This is a genomic window from Amycolatopsis circi (genome assembly GCF_003385235.1).
GTDB classification, from domain to species: domain Bacteria; phylum Actinomycetota; class Actinomycetes; order Mycobacteriales; family Pseudonocardiaceae; genus Amycolatopsis; species Amycolatopsis circi.
The window spans coordinates 20034-43729 of sequence record NZ_PQIA01000080.1 but is presented as its reverse complement, the minus strand read 5'-3'; the positions used below and the strand labels follow the sequence as shown (position 1 = coordinate 43729).

Here is a 23696-nt window from a genome sequence, read left to right as displayed (position 1 = left end):
CCCTTCCACCATCCGGCGCGGTCCTGCTCGCGGCGCAGGAACTCGACCGCCGCGGCCGCCGTGTCGGCAGCGGTGCGGGCGGTGCGGGCGGCGGGCGCGGAGGTCCGGGGGACGGTCTGGGTCATCAAGCTTCCCTTCCGGCGATGAAACGGGCGATCGAAACGAGATCGGCGCGCGGGCCCGGCGGGATGACGGCCAGCGCTTGCTCCGCGGCGGCGACGTGCCGAGCCGCTTCCGTGGCGGCCCATTCGCGCCCGCCCGCGTCGTCCACGAGCGCGGCGATCCGGGCGAGGTCGGCGTCGTCGTCCCCGGCGAGCCATTCGGCGAGCCGCCGGCCCGCCGCGCCGCCGTGCGTGGTCGCGTAGGTGATCGGCAGCGACTTCTTGCGCGCCCGCAGGTCGGAGTACACCGATTTCCCGGTGACCGCCGGGTCGCCCCAGATGCCGAGCACGTCGTCGACCAGCTGGAACGCCAGGCCGATCTCCTCCCCGAACACGGTCAGCGCGTCGACCACCTCGGCGGGCGCACCGGCGAGCACCGCCCCGATCGCGGCGCTGGCGGACAGCAGCGCACCGGTTTTCCCGGCGGCCATCGTCACGCATTCGGCGAGGATCACGTCGTCGCGCTGCTCGAACGCGACGTCCAGGAATTGGCCGTGGATCAGCCGCCGCGTGGTCTCGGTCAGCAATCGACCAGCGGGCACCGCATGGGGGGAACCGCTGTCCAGCACCACTTCCTGCGCGAGCGCGAGCATCGCGTCGCCGGTGAGGATCGCGCTCGCCGCGCCCCACAGCGCCCACACCGTCGGCCGGTGGCGGCGCTCGGTGTCGCCGTCCATCAGATCGTCGTGGACGAGCGAGAAGTTGTGCACCAGTTCCACCGCGACCGCGCCGGGCACGCCGACTTCCACCGGCGCGCCCGCGGCCTGCGCGGACACCACGGCGAGCGCCGAACGCACGGCCTTGCCGCCGTTGCCTTGCACCGGCACGCCGTTCGGGTCGGTCCAGCCGAGGTGGTAGGCGCTGATCGCGCGGCTGGTGTCGTCCAGCCGGTCGACGGCGGCGCGCAACGCGGGCTGCACGACGTCGCGGGCGCTGCCGAGCACCGGTGGCGCCGCGGAACGGACAGCTGTCGTCTTCGCGGCAGAAAATACGTCGGCGGTCATGCTCCGACTCCCTCCCTCTCACCGTTGTGCTGAAGAAGGATGGCGGCCGCAGCTGCGCCACTGCGCGCGGCGCCCTCCATCGTCGCGGGCCATCCGGTCGCGGTCCACGCACCCGCCAGGTACAGCCCGGGCAGGGCGGTGCGCGCGGGCGGGCGCAGCGAGGCGGTGCCGGGACCGGGCCGGAACGTCGCGTGCCGCTCCCGGGTGACGAAAAAGTCGAGCACCTGTGCGCCGCGGGCCTCGGGCAGCAGCGACAGCAGTTCGGGCAGCAACCGCTCGCGCAGTTTCGCGGTGGGCAGGTCGATCTGCGCGTCCGCGGCGGACAGCGACATCGCGAGGTATTGCCCAGTGTCCAAACCGGACTGTCGCGTTCGGTCGAACACCCATTGCACCGGCGTGCGCACGCCCGCGACGAACGGTTCGTCGAGCACCTTCCGGTCGAGCACCACGTGCACGTTGACGATCGGCGAGCTGCCGAGCCCGCCGGACCAGCCGGGCGGCAGGCCGATCGCCCCGGCGGGCGCGAGCTGTTCGGTCACCGGCGGGGGAGTGGCGAGGATGAGCTGGCTGAACGTTTCCTCGCCGCGATCGGTGCCGACCTGCCAGCCTTCGCTGATCGCGCGCACCTTCGTGCCGACCCGGACGTCCGCGCCGGCTTCGAGCAGCCGCTCGCGCGCGGGGTCGCCGTGCAGCTCCCGCAACGGAACCAGCGACCAGCCGATGTCGGCGGCGGCCGGATCGGTGAGCAGCCCCTCCTGAAACACTGTCGCGGCCAGACTGAGCGACGCGTCGTCGGCGGTCGCGTTCAGCGTCGCCACGCCGACCAGATCCCACAGCGCCTCGATCGCCGCCGCGCTCTGTCCGTGCCGCCGCAGCCATTCCCCGAAGGACTGGCGATCCGTGCGGTCCGACTTCGGGTCCACCCGGCGCAACGCGAGCGCGGCGAGGGCGAACCGGGCCCGGTCAAGCGGGCGCAGCGGCTCGTACCGCAGCAACGAGGTGGCCAAGTGCAGCGGCGCGGGCAGGTCGTCGCGTCTCAGCCAGGTCGGCTCGGTCGCGCCCGGCAGCCGGATCGGGATCTCCAGCCGAGGCTGCAGAGTCACCCGGTCCGCGACGCCTAGCCGGTCGAGCAGCGCGCGATAAGCGGTGCAGCAGCGGAGGAACACGTGCTGTCCATTGTCGACTCGCAGCTCGCCGCGGGTGAACGAATGGGTGAGTCCGCCCAGGTGCGGACGCGCCTCGAACAGCGTCACCGGCCGTCCGGCGTCGGCGCAGGCGAGCGCGGCGGCGATGCCCGCGAGCCCGCCGCCGACCACCGCGACCGGGGCGGTCATCGGCCGATCCCGGTCAGCGCCCGGAACGCCACCACCGCCTTTTCCCGGCCGGACAACGAAAGCCGCCGGTCGAACACGCGGGCGGGCTGCTCGTCGATCCGGTCCAGCAGAGTGCGGTAGATGCCCGACATCGCAGTGCAGCACGCGGCGCTGCGACCGTCCAAAGAGGGCACCAGGCGAAGACCGCGGGAGTACCAGTCGCGGGCGCGCGCGGCGCTGTCGTGGATCAGCGCGGTGAGCCCGCCTTCGGGGTCGGCCAGCTTGCCGTCCGGTCCGACGGACAGCTCGACGCCGAACCGGTCGAGGTCCTCTTTGGGCAGATACACCCGGCCGTTGAGCAGGTCCTCCCGGATGTCGCGCAAGATGTTGGTCTGCTGCAAGGCAATCCCCAGCTCGTCGGCGTACACCGGCGCGTTCGGCTCCGGACGGCTGCCGAACACGCCGAGACACAGCCGACCGACCGAACCCGCCACGCACCGGCAGTACTCGACCAGTTCCTCGAACCGCACGTACTCGCGGCCGGTCACGTCCATTTCGACACCGTCGAGCAACTCCTCGAACGCGCCCAGCGGAATCGGGTACCGGCGCGCCGCGTCGGCGACCGCGACGTACACCGGATCGGTGGTCGCGGACAGGTCGCCGAGCGATTTCCGCACCCCGGCGAGCCCCTGCAGCTTCGCCTCGTCGGACGCTTCGGTGTCGTCGCCGATGTCGTCGATGATCCGGGCCAGCGCGTACACCGCGCACAGCGCCGCGCGTTTGTCCGGCGGCAGCAACCGGATTCCGTAGTAGAAGTTGCGTGCCTGTTCCTTGGTGACCGCCGCGCAGTGCGCGTAGGCCTCGTCCACTGTGCCCATTGTCGTCATCCGGACCGCCTCCTCGTGCCGACTTGCAGCCACCCCAGCCAACTCAGCAGTCCGGCCCGGCTCGGCCGGACCGGCGCGGACAGCACGTCGCCGCCGCTCGCGCGCAGTGCGTCGACCGTCGCGAGCCCGCCGGCGAGGAAGCCGCTCACCGCGAACCGTCCCCACCCGGACAGGTACCCGAGCAAATCCGCGCCGCCGCCCAGCAGGGCGGCGGCGCGGCCGGTTTCCCACCGCATCAGCGCTTTCATCCGGGGCGACGCGTGCGCGGCGCCCAATTCCTCCTCGGCCACGCCGAACTCGGCGAGATCCTCCTGCGGCAGGTACACCCGCCCGTTGCGGTAGTCCTCGCCGACGTCCTGCCAGTGCTCCACCAGTTGCAGCCCGGTGCAGATCCGGTCGGACAGCACCGCCGCGGCCGGGTCGTCCACTCCGAGCAGGTCGAGCACGATGCGCCCGACCGGGTCGGCGGAAAGCTGGCAGTACGCCAGCAAGTCCGCGAAGACCGGATAACGGTGCACCTCCTGGTCCTGGATGTTCGCTTGGACCAGCCGCTGGAAGGGTTCCTCGGTCAACCGTCCGGCGCGGATCGCGGGGAGAAGTCCACGGACAGCGGGGTCTTCCGGTTCCCCGTTGCCGAAAGCCGCGGACAGTTCCGCCGAGAAAGCCTTGAGCTGCGCGACCCGGTCGCCCTCGGCCTCGTCGCCCAGATCGTCCACAGTGCGCGCGACGGAATAGACCGCGACAAGGTCGGCGCGCAGCTTTTCCGGCAGCACCCGCAGGGCCACCGGGAAGTTTTCCGAGCGCCGTTTCTCACGCAGGCCAGACGTATCCGGAGCGTGACGGACTGCCGAGGTCGATCTCATCCCCGCCAGTGTCGCGCCCCCGGTCGGGCGGCTTCTGCCGCCGGAAAGCGAATTTCGCTGGCTTCGACTTGGCACGAGAGGCCAAAGTGGGGTCAGGATGTCCCGAGGCGACCCGAGGACCGCTGCCTGCGACGGAAGGACTCCCGGACACATGGGACCACATCAGGTGACCCGGCTTGACGAACTGGAGACGGTGGTGACCCGCCGGCTTCCCGCGATCCTCAACGAGGTCCGCGACCAGCTCGCGGACGAGCATCCCGACTACGCGGAGTTCCTGACCGAAGAACTGGCCGACCTCGTCGCGGCCAGCGCGGGGTTCGTCCGGCGGCTGATCGACATGGCGGCCGAGCCCGACGAACGGCTGCCGGAACTGGGGTCCGGCGTCGAGCAGACAGTGTTCGAGGAGATCGGGCGAGCGCAATACCAGCAGGGCCGGCGCGTCACGAGTTTGCTGTCCGCCTATCGGGTGGGTGCGCGCGTGGCGTGGCGGCACGTTTCGGAAGCCGCGCTCGATCTGGAAGTGCCCGCCGAGCTGTTCGCCTCGCTCGCCACCACTGTGTTCGCTCTGGTGGACCAGCTTTCGGAATCGTCGCTTCGCGGTTATCTGCAGGAGCAGTCGGACGCGGTGCGCGCGCGGGAACGGCTGCGCGACGAACTGACCGCGCTGCTGCTGTCCGACCGCGCGGACAAGGCCGCGGTGCGGGCCGCTTCGCAGCGGGCGGAGTGGCGATTGCCGAAGCATGCCGCGGTCGTGCTGGTGGAGGACGACAACGAGCTGGGCCGGGAATTGGTGTTCCGCCTCGAAGACAGCTGTCTGCGGCTGCGTCGCCCGGGGGCGGTGGTGGCGATCGTGCCGGACCCAGGAGGCCCAGGCCGACGCGCGTGGCTGGCTCGCGCGTTGCGGGGAGGCGGAGCGGTGGTCGGCGCGACGGTGCCGCTCGACCGGCTCCCGGCCAGCCTGCGCATCGCCGAGGTGACCGCGCGACTGCGCCGCGACCACCTGCTCAGCGACGATCCGGTGTTCGCCGACGAGCATCTCGACGCGATCATCGTGCACCGCGACGACCGGCTGCTCGACGTGCTGCGAAGACAAGCCCTTGCCCCGCTTGACGAGCTGAACGAGTCCGCGCGGGAACGCTTGTCCACCACGCTCACGTCCTGGTTGCTGCATCTGGGCGACCGCAAGGCGGTGGCGGAGGATCTGCACATCCACCCGCAGACGGTGTCCTACCGGCTCGGCCGCCTGCACGACCTGTTCGGACCGTCGCTGGACGACCCCGCCGTGCGCGCGACGCTGGTGCTCGCGCTGGCTTGGGGGCCGCCTGGGGAAAGGGACGAAAATGGCTGATGGGGGAGATTCCCTGATGCGGCGGGACAGGGGGCGTGGTTGGGTCTCGTGAGTGGCAATCCCGGTTAGAACCGGGATTGCCACTCACGAGGTACGCGGGGGAGGAGGTGCGCGTGTCAGCTTTCGGCACCGAACCGCGCCGCGAGCGCGCGGTACAGCCCGGGTGCCGTGCCGCGCAGCGCGACGGGGATCCGCAGCCAGCGCGGCACGTAGTAGTCACCCGGATGCGCGGCGGCGCGCAGCACGGCGGCGGCCACGCGTTCGGCGCTGACCGGCCGGGGCGTGCTGCGGGTGTAGGGACGGCCGCGGCGCTCGAAGAATTCTGTGCGCACCACGCCGGGAACTACGATTCCGACCGTTACTCCGGTGCCGTGCAGCTCGAATCGGAGACTGTCGGCGAAAGCGTCCACACCGGACTTGGCCGCGGCGTACACCGCTTCCCCGGCGACACCGGTGCGTCCGGCGATCGACGACACGAAAACGATCTGCCCGCGGTCGCGTTCCAGCATCGCGGGCAGCAGCGCGCGGGTCAGGTCGAGCGGCGCGGTGAGGTTCACCTCGACCAGGCGCCGCAGCCGTTCCTCGGACAGTTCGGGCAGGGGACCGGACCAGCCGAGGCCGGCGTTGTTGACGAGCAGATCCACCGATCCGGTGCTCGCGAGCGCACGCTCGGCGAGATCCGCCGCGGCGCCCGGCTGCGCGAGGTCGGCGGTGAGCGCGGTGCCGCCGGTTTCCCGGGCGAGCGCGGCGAGCCGGTCCTCGTTCCGGCCGTGCAGCAGCACGTGGACGCCGGAGCGGGCGAGCTGTCGAGCGGTGGCGGCGCCGATGCCGGACGACGCGCCGGTGACGAGCGCGGTCCGGGCCATCAGGCGGCGGGCAGCGCGGCCGGAAGGTGGCCCATGCGCAGCGTGATGCCCGCCGACCGCAGCGAACGGCGGAACCACCACAGCGAACCGGCGATGGCCAGCCCGATGATCGAATACGAGCCCGCGGTGCTCACCATGAGGAAGTTGCCGACGGTTTCCCGCGCGAGCATCAGCAGCGTCACGCCGCCGTTCACGGCGAACACGAGTCCCCACAGCACCGACACGCGCTGGAAGAACCTTCGCATTCCGGGATGTCCGGACAGCGTTTCCGGGAAGGCGCAGAAATCGCCCGCCAGCCGCGCGAGCAGCGGTTTGTTGAACGGCGCGGAGATCAGGAACAGGGTGGCGACGAGGAAATTCTGTAGAGTCGGCTGCAAGAAGTACAGGAAAGCGCTGCCGGTGGCGAGGCCCAGCACAGTGCGCGCGACCAGCAGAGCCGTGGTCAGCAGCAGCACCGCGGGGATCTTCTTGCGCAGCACCAGCCGGGTGCCGACCACGGCGACCGACCAGCAGAGCGCGGCGATGACCCCGCTGTCGAAGCTCACCAGGGTCAGCAGGAGATAGAACAGGCCGGCCGGGACCAGCGTCGACTCCAGCAGGTGCCGGCCCCCGCCCACGACGAGGTTGCGGAACGAGGGGAGGTCGATCGTATGGGGGTGTCGCATGCGGGTTCTGCTGCCTCCGGTGCCAACCGGGCGACTCGGCCTGGACAAGGCTCGAGCATAAGCACGGCGGATGGGGACGGTGTGAGGTGAAGAGTCCGTGACAGTTACGGGGATGTCGCTGGTCGTGGCTGTCCCCGCCGCCGTGGCCGGCGCGGCGTGCATGGGACTCGCGAGCGCAGCGCAGGCCAGGGCGACCAAAGAAGTGGAAACCGGCAAGCCGCTCGACCTGACGCTCTTCAAGCGGCTCGTCGGACGCCCATTGTGGCTCATCGGGATCGCCGCGACCATCCTGGGTCTCGTCCTGCAGCTCGTGGCGCTCGCGTTCGGGCCGTTGCTGCTGGTCCAGCCGCTGCTCGTGACATCGCTCATGTTCGCCGGGCTCGCGTCCGCGCGGCTGGAGCGCCGCCGTCCGGACCGCACGATGAGTGTCGGCGGATTGCTCTGCGTGGCCGGGCTGGCCGCGTTCCTCGTCGTGGCCCGGCCGAGCGGCAACAGCGAGACGCTCGTCAGCGGCGGCGGCCTGCTGCCGCTCGGCATCGCGCTCGCGGTGGTGACTCTGGTCTCGCTTGTTGTTGCCGCGTCAACGAATTCCGGATCTTGGCGGGTGCTCGCGCTCGCGGTCGCCACCGGCGTGCTGTACGGCCTCACCGCCGGATTGATGAAGGTGGTCGCGGGCCAGTTCCGCGTCGGGATCGACGAGCCGTTCCGGCACTGGACGCTGTATCTGGTGTGCGTGGTGGGGCCGCTGGGATTCCTGTTGAGCCAGAACACGTTCCAGCAGGGCCGGTTCCTGACGCCCGCGCTCGCCGTGATCACCGCGCTGGATCCGCTGGTCGGCGTCGCGATCGGGCTGTCGTGGATGGGCGAATCGGCAGACGGCAGGCCGCTCGCGCTGTTCGGCGAGGCGCTGGCCGGGCTGGTGATCGTGGTCGGGATCGCGCTGCTGTCCACGCGCGCGTCGCATTTGTCGGCGGAATCGGAAATGCCGCCCGCCGAGGAGGAAACCGCGCCGGACGAATCCGGCGAAGAGCCTGATTCGGACCAGGACGACGGGTACGGCCTCGCCGGGACCGCTTGCTAGTGAAGGGGGATGCGCTGGTGCGCGTGCTGATCGTGTCCGCGAACATGGGGCAGGGGCACAACGCCACGGGACGCGCGCTCGAGGACGCGGTGCGGCAGCGCTGGCCCGATGCGACCGTTTCGTGGATCAATGCCCTCGAACGGCTCGGCCCCGGTTTCGAGGGGCTTTTCCAGCGGATTTACGTCGCCAATGTGGAAAGCGTCCCGTGGCTTTACGAGTTCTTTTACGGCGCGATCTGGCGGATTCCGTGGTTCGCCGCCGCGTCCCGGTGGTTCACCGCTTCCTGGTGCGGGCGGCGGCTCGCGAAACCGGTCGCCGAATTCGCGCCGGACCTGGTGCTGTCGACGTATCCGATGGGAACCGCGGGACTGGCCTGGCTGCGCCGCAAAGGAAAACTCTCGGTGCCGATCGGTGCGTGGGTTTCGGACTTCGCGCCGCATCCGTTCTGGGTTTACGGCGCGGCGGATCTCACCATGGTGATGCACGACGTCGCGGTCGCGCCCGCGCTGCGCTCGTCGCCGTCGGCGCACGTCGGAGTGTCCGCGCCACCGGTGCGCGCGGTGTTCCGTCCTGGGGACCAGACGGCGACGCGGCAGGAGCTGGAGCTGCCGCCGGACGCGTTCGTCCCGCTGGTTTCGTGCGGGTCGCTGGGTTTCGGCGAAATCGAGACCACGGTGCGGGAACTGCTGGCGGCGGATCCGTCGGTCGTGCCGATCGCGATCTGCGGGCGCAACGACGCGGTGGCTGCCCGATTGCGGGCACTGGGCGAACCGCGGCTGCGCGTGGTCGGCTGGACGGATCAGCCGGAGGTATACACGCTGGCGGCGGACGTCGTGGTCACGAACGCGGGCGGGGCGACCTCGCTGGAGGCCCTGGCGTGCGGACGGCCGGTCCTGATGCATCACCCGATCGCCGCGCACGGCAAGGCCAACGCCCGGTTGATGGCCGCGGCCGGGCTGGCTCTGGTGTCCACAAAGGACGGTGAGCTGGCGGAGACGGTGCGCGGGCTGCTGGCCGAACCGGAACGGCTCAAGGAGATGGCGGAAGCTGTCGCCCGGCATTGCGAGACGGCCACCCCGCTCGGATCGGCGTTGGAATCGCTCGTCTCCGCGCCGTTGAATCCGCCGACGCAGCGGCTCCGGCCGGAGGACGCGCTGTTCGTGCACGTGGCCACTCCGGAGGTGCCGCAGCAGGTCGGGGCGGTGTTGTTGTTCGACCCCAAGGCGGACGGAACGCCGGTCACCCCTGCGGACGCCGAACATCTGCTGGCCGCGACGCCGGGCTTGCGGACGCGATTGCTGCCCGGCAGCGGTTTGTGGCGAGCGCGGTGGCAGGAGGACCCGGGACGGACGTCGGCAGATGTGCTGACTTCGGTGCGGGTCGGGCCGGATGCACCGTTGGACGCGGCTTTGACGCGGGAGATGGACGCGTTCTTCTCGGAACCGGTGTCTCCGGAGCGTCCGGTGCGAGCGCGGTTGGTGGCGGGGATCGAGGGGGAGCAGGGGGCGTTGCTGATCGCGCTGCACCATGCGGCCAGTGACGGGATCGCGGTGATCAGCGCGTTGGTGGGGCAGGCGCGGGGGAAAGAGCCGCTGGTCCCGGTGGTGGCGCCTCGGCGGAGGGGGTGGCACCGCCCCGATGCCGCATTGGGTGCGTCGGGCGCGCCGAATGCCACATTGGGTGCGTTGAATGAGCCAGCGGCGCGCAGCGCCTCCGTCGAGGATGGTGGCGGGGGCATCGATGGAGCACCCAATGCCGCATTGGGGCGCAACAGGTCTGAACCCGAGCGACGTGCCGTGCGGGCGGGACTTGCCGGGCTGGTGGCGCCGGTGCGCAAGGTGCTTGCTCGCGGGGCAGGCCCGGTGTGGCACGGACTTGACCGGCCGACGGAATCGGCCGGTGGTCCCGGCCACGCCGAACCCGCGCGCTCGAAACCCAGCTCCGGCAGCAAAACCCGCCACCAAGCCGCCGATCTCGCCCGCGGCATCTGGGCCCTCGCGCGAGCCGGTACCGCGCCTCGGGTTCGCTGGGACAAGCGGATCGACGGCCCTCAGCGGCATTTCGCGCGCGCTCACCTGTCCGCCCCCGAGGTCCGGAAAGCCGCGCGGCGGGCAGCGGTGCCGACGACCAACCTCGTCCTCGCGCTCGTCGCCGAGGCCTTGCATCGCGAGCTGGGCGGGACCGCGCCGGAGCAGCTTCGGGTGCTGATTCCGATGTCGGTCCGCGACACCGGGACCTTCCGGCAGCTCGGCAACCACACCGGTGCCGCGTCGGTGGATCTGCCGACCGGGGCGATGTCGCTGTCGGAGCGGGTACGGGCGACTGATCGGATGCTGTCCGACCAAGTCGGCCACGGTGCGCCCCGCGCGGGCAACGCGGTCGTGCGCGTGCTCGGGATCCTGCCTCCGGCGTTGCACCGCCGGGCGGCCAGACTTGTCTACCGCGGCACGTGGTTCAGCGCCATCGCCTCGGTCCTTCCCGGCGCGCGGTCGCCGGTGGTGCTCAACGGCGCTCTCGTCCGCACGGTCTACCCGGTCTTGTCGCTCGCTCCCGGCGTTCCGGTCGCGGTCGGCATCATGACGTGGGCGGATCGGTTCACCATCTGCATCACCGTGCCCGCCGGACAAGAGGAGCGCGGCGATCGGCTGGCGACCGCGGTCGTGGAGGCGTTCAGTCGGGTGTAGTCACTGCGAGAAGTGCGTGTGCGGACGGAGAAGAAGTTCGCCGTCTACCTCGATGTCCACCATCTCGTTGTAGAACGCCACCAATCCGGCGATGGGCTGGACCGCTGCGGTCGGATAGGCGTACGTCCACGCGAGGTGCTCGTGCAGGACGTCGCCGACGCGGACGGACCAGTAGCCGGACGTCTCGCCCTTGTACGGGCAGGCGGTGACCATGGCGGGTTCGGCGACGAGGTGGGTGAAGTCGACTTCGGTGCGGTTGAAGTAATACCGCGTCGGGAGGCCGGTTTCGAACAACAGCACCGGCGACGAGGATTCCGCCAAAGTCACGCCATTCAACCGAACTCGGACGTGCCGGATCGAGCGCAAAGCGTCCACCCGCGTGTACGGGTTGCGCGGGTGGACGAAAACCTGTTCGTCCTCCTCGAACCAGGCGTCCAGCACGTCCCAGGCGAAGCGGACGTGTCCGGGTAGGACAGACCCGTCGCCGTGTATCCAAGCGGCAGCGGGCTTTTCGACCTCGCCGACGTGCAGCGAGTGCCGTCGGGCCGGGCCGTCGACCTCGTTCTCCGGCGTGAGCACCTCAGGGAGAACGTCGTCGAGCGGGAAGTAGAACTGCGGATAATAGGGCCATTCCCAGACGTACTTGGCCCGCGTACTGTCCACAATGGTCTTCCCGGCGAGTACTCCGCGCACTCGCCGGGGGACCGGTTCCACGTGTCCGGTTTCGACTGCTGCCGCTGGATAATCGGTCATGATCAGCCGCGCTTCGGGAGTTTCCAGCCGGGGCGCGGGAAGTGGCAGGTGTAGCCGTTGGGGTAGTGCTGGAGGTAGTCCTGGTGTTCGGGCTCGGCTTCCCAGAAGTCGCCGGCCGGGGTGACCTCGGTGACGACTTTGCCGGGCCAGAGGCCGGAGGCGTCGACGTCGGCGATGGTGTCTTCGGCGATCTGTTTTTGTTCGTCGGTGGTGTAGAAGATGGCGGAGCGGTAGCTGGCGCCGAGGTCGTTGCCTTGGCGGTTTTTGGTGCTGGGGTCGTGGACCTGGAAGAAGAATTCCAGCAGGGTGCGGAAGTCGGTGTGGGCGGGGTCGTAGGTGACTTCGATGGTTTCGGCGTGGGTGCCGTGGTTGCGGTAGGTGGCGTGGGGGACGTCGCCGCCGCTGTAGCCGACGCGGGTGGCGGTGACGCCGGGCTGGTGGCGGAACAGCTCCTCCATGCCCCAGAAACACCCGCCGGCCAGGATCGCTTTTTCCGTCATTTCCTTCTCTCCCGTCGCGAACTCCGTGTACAGGATGACGCTGCGGCGCCGGTCGCTATTCCGGCCGCCCGGGGCCCGGTCAGAACTCCGTAATATCTCCCTCCGCCGCGGCCGCGACGAACAGGTCCAGCAGCGTCCGCAGGGCCTGCGACGGCGGCCGCTTCGCGGAGACGACGACGGTGAGCGGCCAGGTCAGCGACGTGTCGGCGACGGGGATCGACACGACGCCCGGCATGGTCAGCCGGGCGGTGCCGGGCAGGACCGCGACGCCGAGCCCGGCGGCGACGTAGCGCGGCACCGTCCGCAGGTCGGCGACCTCGGCGGTCACCCGGCGGGAAAGCCCGAGCGCGGCGAATTCGCGGTCGACCGCCAGCCGGTTCCCGAAGCCGCGCGGGCAGTCGACGAACATCTCGCCGTCCAATTCCGGCAGTGCGACCGACGCGCGCTCGGCGAGCGGGTGGCTGTCCGGCAGCACGGCGTAGTACGGCACGCTGGCCAGTTGCGTCGCGTCGAGGCCGCCCAGTTCCGCTCGGGAGAGGCCGAGCAGGGCGACGTCGAGGCGGCCGTGGCGGACGTCGTCGGCGAGGCCGGACGAGCCGGTGAGGGATACCGTCAGGTGCAGGTCGACCAGCGGGTGCCTGCGGTGGAACGCGCCGAGCAACACCGGCAGGTCGAACGCGTTCATGCTGGTCAGCGTGCCGATCCGGAGACTCCCGCGCAGGCCGGCCGACGCCTGCTGCACCACCTCGCGGGCCCGCTCCACCGATTCCAGCGCGGCTTTCGCCTCGGGCAGGAAGAGCGCGCCCGCGGTTGACAGCGCGACCCGGCGGGTAGACCGGTCGAAGAGCGTCGCGCCGAGGTCGGTCTCCAGCGCGCGGATCGTCGCCGAAACCGTGGACTGGGTGGCGAACAGCCGCTGCGCCGCCCGCGTGAAGCTCAGCTCCTCGGCGACCGCGACGAAGAACTCGAGCTGGCGCGTATCCATCGCCTAATTATCGCTGATCCAGATAACTCTGACCAACACTTTTCGTTGGACTTGATGAGTGGAGCGAGGGATCGTTGCAGACGTAGGTTCCCGCTTGGAAGGTCGACATGGTCACCACAGTTCCGCCCGCTTTCACCGCCCCGGCCGGATGGCGCGTCAGCCATGGCTGGGGGTTCCGGGTGATCGCGTTCGCGTTCGCCGCGTGCCTCGCGTTCTCCACCGTGCCCACCCCGCTGTACGCGCTCTACCAGCAGCGGGACGGGTTTCCGACGTTCCTGGTCACCGTCGTTTTCGCGGCCTACGCGGTCGGCGTGATGGCCAGCCTCTACCTCGCCGGACACGTCAGCGACTGGCTCGGCCGTCGCCGCGTGATCCTCGCTTCGGTGCTCGCCGAGGTGCTGTCCGCGGTCTTGTTCCTGCTCTGGCCGGAGGTCCCGGGCCTGCTGATCGCGCGGTTCGTGTGCGGCGTGGGCATCGGCGCGCTGACCGCGACGGCCACCGCGCACCTGTCTGAGCTGCGGGCGGTGACCCGTCCGGACCAGGATCTCGGCCGCTCCGGCCTGATCGCCACCGTCGTCAATATGGGCGGGCTCGGGCTCGGCCCGGTCGTCGGCGGCGTCTTCGCGCAGTACATCGGCAGCCCGCTGACCAGTACGTTTGTCGTGTTCTTGATCGTGCTGCTGGTCGCCGCGTTCGCGGTGTGCCTGGTGCCGGAGACCGTCGAGCGGCGCGAGGAGCGTCCGGCTTACCGGCCGCAGCGGGTGTCGCTGCCCGCCGGGGCGCGGCCGGCGTTCATCGGCGCGGCGATCGGGGTGTTCGCCGCGTTCGCGATCACCGGACTGTTCATGTCGCTCGCGCCGACCCTGCTCGCCGAGGGCCTGCACGAGCACAGCCGGATGCTCGCCGGGGTCACCGCGGGCTCGATGCTGGCCGCCGCGGCGGTGTCGCAGGTGGTCTTCGCGTCGATGGCGCCGCGGGCACAGCTGAAGCTGGGGTTCGTGCTGATGCCGATCGGGCTGGCGGTGCTGTCGGTGGCTGCGTTGCTGCCTTCGCTGGCGTTGTTCCTCGTCGGTTCGGTGATCGCCGGAAGCGGGATGGGACTCGGATTCCGCGCCTCGGTCGGGACGGTGGCCGCGCTGGCCGATCCGCTGTCCCGGGGCGAGGTGCTGGCCGGGATCTTCCTGGCGGCTTACGCCGGGCTGGTGGTGCCGGTGCTGCTGGTCGGCATGACGCTGCTGTGGGTGCCGAGCCCGCTCGCGCTGGTCGGGTTCTCGGCCGCGGAGCTGGTACTGCTGGGATTCTCCGCGTGGCGAGTGCTGCGGACGGCTTGAGCCTGGCGGCTTCGGCGGTGCGGGGGTGCGCCGCCGAAGCCGTGGGAGGGTCTGATCGCTGCGGGGCGGGTCGGTCGGGCTTGTGGCTCGGTGTGCGGCTGCTCGGGTCGGGCGGCGTTGGTGGTGCGGGGGTGTGCCGCCGAAGCCGCGGGGGTGCCCGATCTCCGCGAGCCGAGCAAGCCGATCTCCGGGCTCGGCGTGCGACTGCTCGGGTCAGGCGACCTCGGTGGACCGCGTGCGGGCGGCGCGGGCGCTCCACCGGCCGTCGTGCCGGTCGACGCGGATCGGGTGACCGAATGCCCGGCTGATGCTCGCCGTGGTCACCGCCTGGTCGATCGGTCCGGACGACACCACCGAACCGTCCGCGATCAGCAAGGCGTGCGTCGTCGTTTCCGGCAGTTCCTCCAGATGGTGCGTGACCACGATGGAGGCGAGCCGGGGATGCGTCCGGGCGAGCAGGTCGATCGTTTCGAGCAGCTGCTCGCGAGCGGCGACGTCCAGGCCGGTGGACGGCTCGTCGAGCAGCAGCAACCGAGGGTCGCTGATCAGCGCGCGGGCGATCAGGGCGCGGCCGCGTTCGCCTTGGGAGAGCGTCGGCCAGCGTTCGGCGGACTTGCCGTCCAGGCCCAGGAGACCGATGAGTTCGTCGGCCTGGGAGATCTGCGCCGCGGTGGGTTGCCAGCGCGGGGGAGTGTCGATGCTTCCGGTGATGCCGGTCAGCACGACTTCCCGGATGGTGAGCGGCGAACGCAGCGGATGCCGCGGGTCGACGTGGCCGATGCTGCGGCGCAACGCCTGCAGTTCGACGCGGCCGAGCCGTCCGCCGAGGACGTCGACGGTGCCGGTCGTCGGATGCGTGACCGCGCCGCAGAAACCGAGGATCGTGCTCTTCCCGGCGCCGTTCGGGCCGAGCAGCGCCCAGTGTTCGCCTGCCCGCACGGTCAGGTTCACGCCGTGCAGGATTTCCTTGCCCTGCCTGCGGAACACGACGTCGGTCAGCTGCAGCACGACCTCGCTCACGAAAGTGCCTCCTTCAAGGCGGTCAGGTGCGCCCGGCTCAGTTCCGCGGCGGCGGACGCGTCCTTGTCCGCGATCGCGTCGACGAGCGCCAGGTGCGCGGCTTGGTCTTCCTCCGGCGCGGTGATCGGCCGGGCGCGCAGCATGTCCGTCATCGCGCGGTGGACGCGGGGGACGAAACTGTCGAACAATTCGATGAGCACGTCGTTGTGCGCGGCGACGAGCACCGTGCGGTGAAACGCGGTGTCGGTGTCCACCAGGAATTCGACGTCCGGGTCGCCGAGTGCGCGGGCCGCGAGCGCGCGGCGGATCGCGCGCAGGTCGGTCGGCGTTCGCCGGTGTGCGGCGAGGGCGGCGGCTTCCGCTTCGATGGCGATGCGCGCTTCGAGCACCGCGCCGATGGTGGCGCGGCGCAGCACCGCGTCCCAATCCTCGGCGACGTCCAGCGCGGTCACGAAAACCCCGGAGCCCTGCCGGGAATCGAGCACGCCTTTGCCCGCCAATTCGCGGATCGCCTCGCGCAGGGTCGAACGGCCGACGCCCAGTTGTGCGGCCAAAGTCGTTTCCCCGGGCAATTTGTGGCCGAGCGGCCATTCGCCGGCGCGAATGCGTCCCAGAAGGACTTCGGCGGCCTGCGCGGCGAGCGGGTGCCGGTGCACGAGAGGGGGCATCGGGAGGCTTTCTGGTCGGGCGGAACGACAGGAGCGAGGCTACTGCGGGACATTCTTCCGGCGGGGTGTCGAGTGTGGAGCGTCACTAGTCTACTTGTCTGAGGAGCGCGGTATTTTCTGACCCGTTCGGGTGGGTTACGGTGTTTTGACTGAGGTATTTCGGCCGCTCCGGGTAAGGATCGGCCGCATGCGTGCCAGGAAAATGGCCGTCGTGGGCGGAGCGATCGCCGCGGCGGTGTGTGCAGTGGCGTTTGTGGCCGGTCCGGGCGCGAGCGCCGCTCCGTTGCCCGGGGGGCTGGGGCCGTGCGTCGGCGACGCCTGCCCGGACAAGTACCCGCCGGTCCACAACGAGGGGTTCGCGGGACGGGACAGCGGCATCAACGTCTTCGCCGGCGGCGATTTCCTGGTGCGCGAAGGCGCGGCCGAGGCCGAGGGCAAGGTCGTGGTGCTCGGCGGTTTCGACATGGCGAAGCGGGCCGGCGCGTCCTCGATCTACAACATCGGCATCGTGGGCGTCGGCTCGCGCGTGCCCCCGCCGGACGGCAGCGATTTCCTGACGACCGGCAAGAACGTCACCATCGCGCCGAACCAGCGGCTGCTCGCGGAGGGCGGCGTCGTGCGCTACGGCGGCACTGTCACCGGAACCGTGGTCGGCACGCTGAAGCAGGACCCGAACGCGGCCGAGCCGTACAAGCAGCTCCGGACGCAGCTGCAGGAAGCCAGCACCTGCTACGACAAGTCCGCGGCGACCGGCACGGCGAAGAACGAGGGCTACCGCACGCTGTTCACCGGCGACGGGAAGTCCGCGCTGCAGGTGTTCAACGTCGACTTCGACCTCACCGGCCCCGGCGGCGGCATGCAGGGCCTCGCGTTCGCCGGCATCCCGGCGGGCGCGACCGTCCTGGTGAACCTCGTCGGCGGCAACCGGGTGATCAACACCTACACCGGCGACCTCGCCGACCAGGACCCGATCAACCACCTGCGCGAGAAGCTGCTGTGGAACTTCCCGGACGCGTCGAAGGTGAAGATCGCCGGGCAGGCGCAGTTCCAGGGCAGCGTGCTGGTCGGCAACCCGTCCAGCGACACGACGGTCACCGCGTCGGGCACGAACGGCCGGTTCTTCACCGCGGGCAACCTGCTGCACACGTCCGAGGGCGCGGCGGGCGGGCAGGAATTCCACGCCTATCCGTTCAACGGGGACCTGCCGGACTGCACGACGCCGACGACTTCGACTACGCCGACCAGCACTACGTCCACGTCCAGCACCACTACGTCGAGCACGGAGCCGACATCGAGCACCACGTCGACTTCCTCCACGACGTCGACCACGACGACTGAGCCGACGAGCACCACGTCGTCCAGCACGACCTCGTCGAGCGCGACCTCGACTACGTCGACCAGTTCGACGACGTCCAGTTCCACCGTCCCGACCGGCCCGTCGGAGACGTCCTCGTCGACCGCGCCGACGTCGTCGTCCTCGGAGACTTCGTCCAGCGCGACGTCGTCGAGTTCGCAGCCGGCGTCCTCGGCCAGCAGCACGAGCCCGACGACGTCCAGTTCGTCGTCGGAGGCCCCGGTCCCGATCACGACCACGAGCGACAACTCCGGCGGGGTGGCCCCCGGAACCGGTCCGTCCGACCAGGGACCGCTCGCCTCGACCGGCGCGGACATCCGCGGCTACCTGATCGGCGGAGGTGCGCTGCTGCTCATCGGCGGCGCGCTGGTGGCGGCAGTGGCGGTTCGCCGCAAGCGCTCCTGACCAAAGCCTTCACAGGCACTCAGGTCGGGCCGGGTGCCCTGACTGCGTGAAGTCCGTGAGGGGAACCCTGAGGGACTCAGAGTCCGTGATGGTTCCCCTCACGGACCTCGTGGGTTCCCCTCACGGCATCGCGGCGGGTCGCGAGGGGCACCTGGCCAAACCAGCGTCTGTGAAGGGCTCCTTGGGGGAATCTAATTCCCCCAAGGAGCCCTTCACGGACACTCAGGTCGCGCGGCGGGTGAAATCCGTGAGGGGAACCCTGACGGACTCAGAGTCCGTGAAGGTGGCCTTCACGGCATTGCGCGGGTCGTGACGGGCGGACCTTCGGCTATTGGGCGACTGGCGTGCGCGAGGCGCGGTACTCGGCGGCGCGGGCCTCGTAGGCACGGAGTTCTTCCTCCCGGTCCGGAACGTCCTGCGGGCCACTGTCCGGTCGGTCGGCGAAGAAGCCCCGCAGCGCCGCGTTCGAGTCGGCGGCCAGGTGGCCGGTGCGGGCGAACATCGTTGTCTCGTAGCGGGTCAACGCGGCTTCGACGCTCGGCTCCTCGTGCAGTGCATGCGCCAATTCCGCACCGTCGAGCAGCGCCAGGTTCGCGCCGTGCCCGCCGAACGGGGCCATCGCGTGTGCGGCGTCGCCGAGCGCGGTGATGCCCGGGACTCGTTCCCACGTCAAGGGAGCGGGCAGTGCGGTGAACGCGCGCGCCACGTAGTCGCCGTCGTTGTCGGTCAGCAGCGGACGCACCGTCTCGCCCCAATCGCGGAATTCGCGCAGCAGGAACTCCCGCACCGAGGCGCGGTCCGTCAGGTCGACGCCTTCGCGTGCGGCCCAGTCCTCGTCGGCGCGGAACGCGACGTAGCCGCGGATCACGCCGTTGCTGTTGCGCTGCACGATCACCGCCCGGCCTGCGCCGTCGGCGGTGAACAGCTGGCCGTTGCCTACCAAAGCCGCGATGTCCGGGTGCCGGGTTTCCACGTCGTCGAAGCGGACGTCCAAAAAGGACACGCCGAGGTATTCGGGCAGCACGTCGGTAAGTCGACGGCGGACCTTCGACCAAGTGCCGTCCGCGCCGACCACGACGTCTGCGTCCACTGTGGATCCATTGGCGAACTTCAAGCGGTGGACGCCGTTTTCGGTCGTCAGCTCGATGAGCTTGTGTCCCCAGTGGACGGTGCCGGGCGCGAGGTGTTCGTACAGCATGGTGCGCAACTGGCCGCGGTCGATTTCCGGGGCGGCGGTGTCGTCGTCGGCGGGGGTGAACTCCTTCAGCAGGGTCCCGTGGTGGTCGCGTCTGGTCATGGCTTGGCCTTCGACGCGGGCTAGCGCGTGGAAGGCGGGCAGCAGTCCGGCGTCTTCCAGGGCGATCTGCCCGCTGTCGGCGTGCAGGTCCAGCGTGCCGCCGGGATCTCGCGAATCCACGGCGGCGTCGGCGTCGTAAACGGTCGCGGCGATGCCGTGTCCGTGCAGGACGTGCGCGGCGAGCAGCCCGCCCGGGCCGCCGCCGACGATGGCGATGCGCGGTGTCTCTTTCATGGTCTTCCCCTCTCGTGCCGGTGTGATCTGCACCCAGCATAAGTGGAACCATATAAAAAGTGCAACCGTACAACTTAGTGAGTCATTGCACCTCGCGATGGCCGCTTCGCCTCCAGTCCGGCGAGCACGATGCCGAGTGCGTATTCGAAGCTGTCCTCGACGGTGCTTCCGGCTGCTTGGCGTTCCCGCAATCCCTGCGCCATAAGCGGAAACGGGATGCTTTCGATGGTCGCCTCCAGGTCGTCCGGCCAGGCCTGGTCCTCGACGGCGCGGCCGAGGATGAAGTGGACGTACACCCCGGCGCACCGGGTGGCGTCGGCGAGCGGGAACCCGGCTCGGTGCAGCACGTCCACCGCGCGCTCGGCGAATTCGCCCAGCGAGCGGGCGGTCCGGAGGTCTGCGCCGAGCGCGATGCGGGCGCCGTCTCGATGGCCGAGGAGAGCGGCATGCAGGGCGGTGCCTGCTTGCTTCAGCCACGACAGCCAGGGGGTGTCCAGTGGTGGGAGGCCGGCCAGGACTGGGGTGACGAGGGTGTCGGCGAGATGGTCGAGCAGGGCCCGTTTGCTGCTGAAATGCCAGTACAAAGCGGGTGCTTTGACGCCGAGTTCGGTGGCGAGGCGGCGGACGGTCAGCTTGTCGAGGCCGTCGGCGTCGACGAGGGCGAGCGCGGTCCGGACCGCCGCGGGGATCTCGATCGGCAAGGCGGTTGCCTCCTTAACTAGTTCAGGGCAGTCTAGCCTTTAACAAGTTAAGGAGAATCATGGACGCAGACGTCATCGTGGTCGGGGCCGGGCCGGTGGGGCTGTTTCTCGCCGCCGAACTCCGGCTCGGCGGCATCCGGCCGCTGGTGGTGGAGCGGCTCGCGGAGCCCTCGACGGAACGGAAGGCGCGCGGCATCGGCGTGCTCGCGACGGAGGCGCTGACCCGGCGCGGTCTCGGCCCGCAGCTAGCCGCGGCGCACGAGGAGGGGATGCGCGATTTCGCGCGTGATCACGGCAGCTCGCTCGGCCACTTCGCGAACATCCACAAACTCCTCCCAGACGAGAATCGCCCGCGCACGCACATCTGGCAGCCGGAACTGGAGCGGCTTCTCGCCGGACACGCGGAGGTGCTCGGCGTACCCGTGCGCCGGGCGCATCGGGTGACGGCGATCGAGTCTGGTGTGGACGGATTAACGGCGATTGTCGAGACGCCGCAAGGAGAACAGCAGATCACCGCGGCTTACCTCGTGGGTTGCGACGGTGGCCGAGGGAAGGTTCGGAGCCTCGCCGGGTTCGGCTTTCCGGGCACGCCGCCGTTGCTGCGGACGATCGCGGGCGAAGTCCGGCTCGAGGGGCCGGTTCCGCCCGCCGGACGGTACCCCGATGGGACCTTCCTGCACAGCGGCAGCATGGCTGGTGTCACCGAGTTCGCACGCGACGGCGAGCCTGACGGTCCGGTCGCTCCGGCGGAAATGGCCGCCGCGATCCGGCGGGTGACCGGCGAGGACGTCACCGTGGCGGAGGTACGCGAGTCCCGCCGGTTCGCCGACCAAGCGCGCCAGGCCGACGACTATCGGCGCGGCCGGATTCTGCTCGCGGGCGATGCGGCGCATGTGCACTCGCCGAGCGGCGGTCAAGGGCTCAACCTCGGTCTGCTGGACGCGGCGAACCTCGGCTGGAAGCTGGCCGCGGTCGTGCGCGGGGAAATGCCGGATACCTTGCTGGACAGCTACTTCCGCGAACGCGGCCCGGTCGGCGCGGCGGTCCTGCGCAACACGCGGGCGCAGTCGGCGTTGCTCGCGCCGGGGCCGCAGGTCGACGCGTTACGGGAGATCGTCGCGGAGCTGATGGATCTTCCGCAGGCGAACCAGTACTTCTCGGACCTGCTGTCCGGAGTGACGGAGCGATACGAATTCCCTTACCTGGCAGAGGAACCGGTCGGATTGCACAGTCCAGATAAGTCCCTTGTGGACGATGACGGCCGCGTCACGCGACTGTCGGACCACACTCGCACCGGGCGGGGCGTGCTGGTGCTCGACCCGGAGAGTCGCGGACTCGCCGCGTTGGCAACGAAGCGAGTCGAGGTGGTCTCGGCGACGAACACCGAGTCGTTCTTGCTGCGTCCGGACGGGGTCATCGCCTGGGCTGGGGGAGAAGCCGAATTGAAGGTCGCGCTGGACACCTGGTTCGCCTAGGCGTTCGCGCGGCTCCGCCACAGCAACCAGCCGAAATACGGTGCCCCGATCAGTGCGGTCACCAGTCCCGCCGCGATCTGGGTCGGTGCGAGGACCGTGCGTCCCAACGTATCGGCGACGCACACCAGCACCGCTCCCAGCGCGGCCGCCACCGGCAGCGATCGCGAATGCCGGGAACCCACCAACGCCCGCGCGGCGTGCGGGGCGACGAGGCCTACGAAACCGAGCGCGCCGACCGCACACGCGGCTGCGGCGGTGAGCACGGCGGCGAGTGCGGCGAACGTGAGCCGAGAACGGTCCAGCGGAACGCCGAGCACGCGAGGCACGTCCTCGTCGAGCGAGACCAGGTCGAGGGTCCGTGCGCTGGACAGGGCAATCGGCAGTGCGATGACCAGGCACAACAGCACCGGAAGGACTTGGCTGAACTCCCGGCCGTAAGTCGACCCGGCGAGCCAGGTGAGCGCGAGGTGCGCGTTCCACGGCGAAGTGAGCACCACGACGAGCGTCGTGATCGCCTGGGCACCCGCGCTGACGCCGATGCCGACCAGCACCAGCCGGTCCGACGAGAGCCCTCGGCCGGTCGAACCGCGGCCGGTGGCGAGCCAGTGCACGAGCGCGAATGTGGCGAAGGCGGCGACGGTCGCCGCGCCCATCATCGGCCAGACTCCGATGCCAGGCACCAAAAGCACGACGCTGATCGCGCCGACGCTCGCGCCGGGCGTCACGCCGAGCAGGCTCGGTTCGGCCAGCGGGTTGCGGCAGATCGCCTGCACCAGCGCGCCCGCGACGGCCAGCGCCGCCCCGCCGAGCAGTGCGGCGAGCATCCGCGGCCAGCGCAGGTCGAGCGCGAACGACACCTCGGTGCCGGACACTCCGCGCAGCCAGTTCAGGACGTCGCCGAGCAGCACGATCCGGTCGCCCAGCAGGAGCGCGGCGATCACCGCGCCGACCAGCGCGATCGTCAGCACGACGCCGGTCCCAGCCACCCAGCGGCGCGACCGGACGGTGCCGTGCGTGCCGCGCGCGGACGGCGTACCGGAGGGTTGCCGTCGTGCCAGCCAGACCAAGACGGTGGCGCCGGCGAGGGTCGTCACGACGCCGGTCGGCACCGAAACCACTTTGTCCGCTGGGACGAGAACGCGGAGCAGGACGTCGGCGGCCACGACGACCAGCGCCCCGGTCAGCCCGGCGAGCGGCAGCAACAGCGGATGTTTCCCGAGCCCGGGCACCCGGTTCGCCAGCAACCGCGCGATCACCGGCGCACACAGGCCGACGAATCCGATCGGCCCGGCGACGGTCACCGCGACCGCCGAAAGCAGCACCGCCACGACGACGGCGAAAGTGCGGGTACGGCGCACGTCGATGCCCAGCACTCGCGCGTGGTCATCGCCGAGGCTGAGGACGTCGAGGCGGTGCGCGAGCAGGAGCGTCGCCAGGATGCCGACGGCGATCACTGGCGCGGCAAGGGAAACCTGCCGCAGTCCGGATTGGACAGTCGTGCCGCTGCCCCAGCCGTATAGGCCCGCGGTCCGCTCCTGGAACAACATCAGCAGCACCGACGTGAGCGCGGTCAGCGCCAGCGCGATCGCGGACCCGGCGAGCACGAGCCGGGCCGCCCCGCCGCTGCTGCTGCGCGCGACGAGCAACACCAGTCCGGCCGCCGCGAGACCGCCGATGAAGGCGACGATTCCGTTGACATAGAAGGGAAGCGAGACCCCGAACGCGGCGACGCCGACCACCGAGACGTACGCACCGGCGTTGACCGCGAGCGTGTCCGGCGAGGTGAGCGGGTTCCGCGCCACCGACTGCAACACGCAGCCCGCGAACCCGAGCGCCAGCCCCACGAGCAGCGCCGCGGCCAGCCGGGGGAGCCGGCTGGCCACGAGCACTGCCACCGCCTGGCTGCGCGCGTCGTCGTCCGTGCCAGGGAAAACGGCGCGCAGAAGTTCGCCGAGCCCGACATGCGACGTTCCTTGCAGCAGGTGCACGGCGGACAGGACGAGCAGCGCGATGATTCCGCTGAGGAAGACGACGGACGCGGTGAGCCTCGGTTTCCGCGAGACAAGCGGCCGGGCGGGTGCGGGGGCTGGTGCGGTCATCG

Annotated in this window: 20 protein-coding genes; 6 read left to right on the top strand and 14 right to left on the bottom strand. The window is 70.4% G+C overall.

Features of this window, described 5'->3' with window-relative positions; translation table 11 throughout:
- Positions 1–124: 124 nt before the first annotated feature.
- From D0D37_RS29020 to hpnC, 4 genes are read right to left on the bottom strand one after another with little or no spacing between them, the layout of a single operon-like run.
- Positions 125–1165 carry a polyprenyl synthetase family protein gene (locus D0D37_RS29020; RefSeq protein WP_116203769.1) on the bottom strand — a complete coding sequence of 347 codons (1041 nt, stop codon included), beginning with the start codon at positions 1163–1165 and terminating at the stop codon, positions 125–127.
- Complete coding sequence (hpnE, locus tag D0D37_RS29015) at positions 1162–2499, bottom strand: hydroxysqualene dehydroxylase HpnE (protein WP_116203768.1); 1338 nt, start codon at positions 2497–2499, stop codon at positions 1162–1164. Before hpnE ends, D0D37_RS29020 begins: the two co-directional genes overlap by 4 nt.
- The gene (hpnD, locus tag D0D37_RS29010; protein ID WP_208720188.1) at positions 2496–3356 is read right to left on the bottom strand and encodes a presqualene diphosphate synthase HpnD; all 861 of its coding nucleotides are present in this window, start codon (positions 3354–3356) and stop codon (positions 2496–2498) included. Before hpnD ends, hpnE begins: the two co-directional genes overlap by 4 nt.
- Positions 3357–3361: 5 nt before the next feature.
- Entirely contained in the window at positions 3362–4228 is an 867-nt protein-coding gene (gene hpnC / locus D0D37_RS29005) for a squalene synthase HpnC (protein ID WP_208720186.1), read from the bottom strand.
- A 151-nt stretch (positions 4229–4379) separates the two neighbouring features.
- On the opposite strand from hpnC, the gene D0D37_RS29000 reads away from it, so the two are divergent.
- On the top strand, positions 4380–5576 hold the full coding sequence (locus D0D37_RS29000) for a PucR family transcriptional regulator (RefSeq protein WP_116203766.1): 1197 nt from the start codon (positions 4380–4382) through the stop codon (positions 5574–5576).
- Between the two features lie 116 nt (positions 5577–5692).
- Here the strand turns inward: D0D37_RS29000 and D0D37_RS28995 are convergent, their stop codons facing one another.
- Positions 5693–6442 carry an SDR family NAD(P)-dependent oxidoreductase gene (locus tag D0D37_RS28995; protein WP_167493584.1) on the bottom strand — a complete coding sequence of 250 codons (750 nt, stop codon included), beginning with the start codon at positions 6440–6442 and terminating at the stop codon, positions 5693–5695.
- A complete protein-coding gene (locus tag D0D37_RS28990) occupies positions 6442–7107 on the bottom strand; it encodes a VC0807 family protein (protein ID WP_116203764.1) in 666 nt (221 codons plus the stop codon). The genes D0D37_RS28995 and D0D37_RS28990 overlap by 1 nt, the downstream gene beginning before the upstream one ends.
- 97 nt (positions 7108–7204) lie before the next feature.
- Between D0D37_RS28990 and D0D37_RS28985 the strand changes: the two genes are divergently transcribed.
- Together D0D37_RS28985 and D0D37_RS28980 are read left to right on the top strand one after the other, a co-directional pair.
- Positions 7205–8188 carry a DMT family transporter gene (locus D0D37_RS28985; protein WP_244223711.1) on the top strand — a complete coding sequence of 328 codons (984 nt, stop codon included), beginning with the start codon at positions 7205–7207 and terminating at the stop codon, positions 8186–8188.
- A gap of 17 nt (positions 8189–8205) precedes the next feature.
- Entirely contained in the window at positions 8206–10872 is a 2667-nt protein-coding gene (locus tag D0D37_RS28980; RefSeq protein WP_244223710.1) for an MGDG synthase family glycosyltransferase, read from the top strand.
- Here the strand turns inward: D0D37_RS28980 and D0D37_RS28975 are convergent, their stop codons facing one another.
- From D0D37_RS28975 to D0D37_RS28965, 3 genes are all read right to left on the bottom strand, one after another.
- Positions 10873–11625 (bottom strand): DUF427 domain-containing protein, encoded by a 753-nt coding sequence (locus D0D37_RS28975; protein WP_116203762.1) that lies wholly within the window; start codon positions 11623–11625, stop codon positions 10873–10875.
- A 2-nt stretch (positions 11626–11627) separates the two neighbouring features.
- Positions 11628–12125 (bottom strand): peptide-methionine (S)-S-oxide reductase MsrA, encoded by a 498-nt coding sequence (msrA, locus tag D0D37_RS28970; RefSeq protein WP_116203761.1) that lies wholly within the window; start codon positions 12123–12125, stop codon positions 11628–11630.
- 79 nt (positions 12126–12204) lie between these two features.
- A complete protein-coding gene (locus D0D37_RS28965; RefSeq protein ID WP_116203760.1) occupies positions 12205–13110 on the bottom strand; it encodes a LysR family transcriptional regulator in 906 nt (301 codons plus the stop codon).
- Positions 13111–13217: 107 nt separating this feature from the next.
- On the opposite strand from D0D37_RS28965, the gene D0D37_RS28960 reads away from it, so the two are divergent.
- Positions 13218–14441 carry an MFS transporter gene (locus D0D37_RS28960; RefSeq protein ID WP_116203759.1) on the top strand — a complete coding sequence of 408 codons (1224 nt, stop codon included), beginning with the start codon at positions 13218–13220 and terminating at the stop codon, positions 14439–14441.
- Positions 14442–14654: 213 nt separating this feature from the next.
- Here the strand turns inward: D0D37_RS28960 and D0D37_RS28955 are convergent, their stop codons facing one another.
- Both D0D37_RS28955 and D0D37_RS28950 read right to left on the bottom strand, forming a co-directional pair.
- Positions 14655–15461 (bottom strand): ABC transporter ATP-binding protein, encoded by an 807-nt coding sequence (locus tag D0D37_RS28955; RefSeq protein WP_116203758.1) that lies wholly within the window; start codon positions 15459–15461, stop codon positions 14655–14657.
- Entirely contained in the window at positions 15458–16129 is a 672-nt protein-coding gene (locus D0D37_RS28950; protein WP_116203757.1) for a FadR/GntR family transcriptional regulator, read from the bottom strand. Before D0D37_RS28950 ends, D0D37_RS28955 begins: the two co-directional genes overlap by 4 nt.
- A gap of 187 nt (positions 16130–16316) precedes the next feature.
- Here D0D37_RS28950 and D0D37_RS28945 point away from each other — a divergent pair, with 187 nt between their 5' ends.
- Positions 16317–17888 (top strand): choice-of-anchor A family protein, encoded by a 1572-nt coding sequence (locus D0D37_RS28945; RefSeq protein WP_208720185.1) that lies wholly within the window; start codon positions 16317–16319, stop codon positions 17886–17888.
- Between the two features lie 328 nt (positions 17889–18216).
- Here the strand turns inward: D0D37_RS28945 and D0D37_RS28935 are convergent, their stop codons facing one another.
- Positions 18217–19419 carry an FAD-dependent oxidoreductase gene (locus D0D37_RS28935; RefSeq protein WP_116203755.1) on the bottom strand — a complete coding sequence of 401 codons (1203 nt, stop codon included), beginning with the start codon at positions 19417–19419 and terminating at the stop codon, positions 18217–18219.
- Positions 19420–19493: 74 nt separating this feature from the next.
- Positions 19494–20120, bottom strand: a complete 627-nt coding sequence (locus D0D37_RS28930) for a TetR/AcrR family transcriptional regulator C-terminal domain-containing protein (protein WP_116203754.1) — start codon at positions 20118–20120, stop codon at positions 19494–19496.
- Between the two features lie 59 nt (positions 20121–20179).
- Between D0D37_RS28930 and D0D37_RS28925 the strand changes: the two genes are divergently transcribed.
- Positions 20180–21595, top strand: coding sequence for an FAD-dependent monooxygenase (locus D0D37_RS28925; RefSeq protein ID WP_116203753.1), 1416 nt, complete (start codon positions 20180–20182; stop codon positions 21593–21595).
- On the opposite strand, the gene D0D37_RS28920 is transcribed toward D0D37_RS28925, so the two are convergent.
- The gene (locus D0D37_RS28920) at positions 21592–23694 is read right to left on the bottom strand and encodes an iron ABC transporter permease (RefSeq protein ID WP_116203752.1); all 2103 of its coding nucleotides are present in this window, start codon (positions 23692–23694) and stop codon (positions 21592–21594) included. The two genes, D0D37_RS28925 and D0D37_RS28920, sit on opposite strands and share 4 nt — an antisense overlap.
- Between the last annotated feature and the right edge of the window lie 2 nt (positions 23695–23696).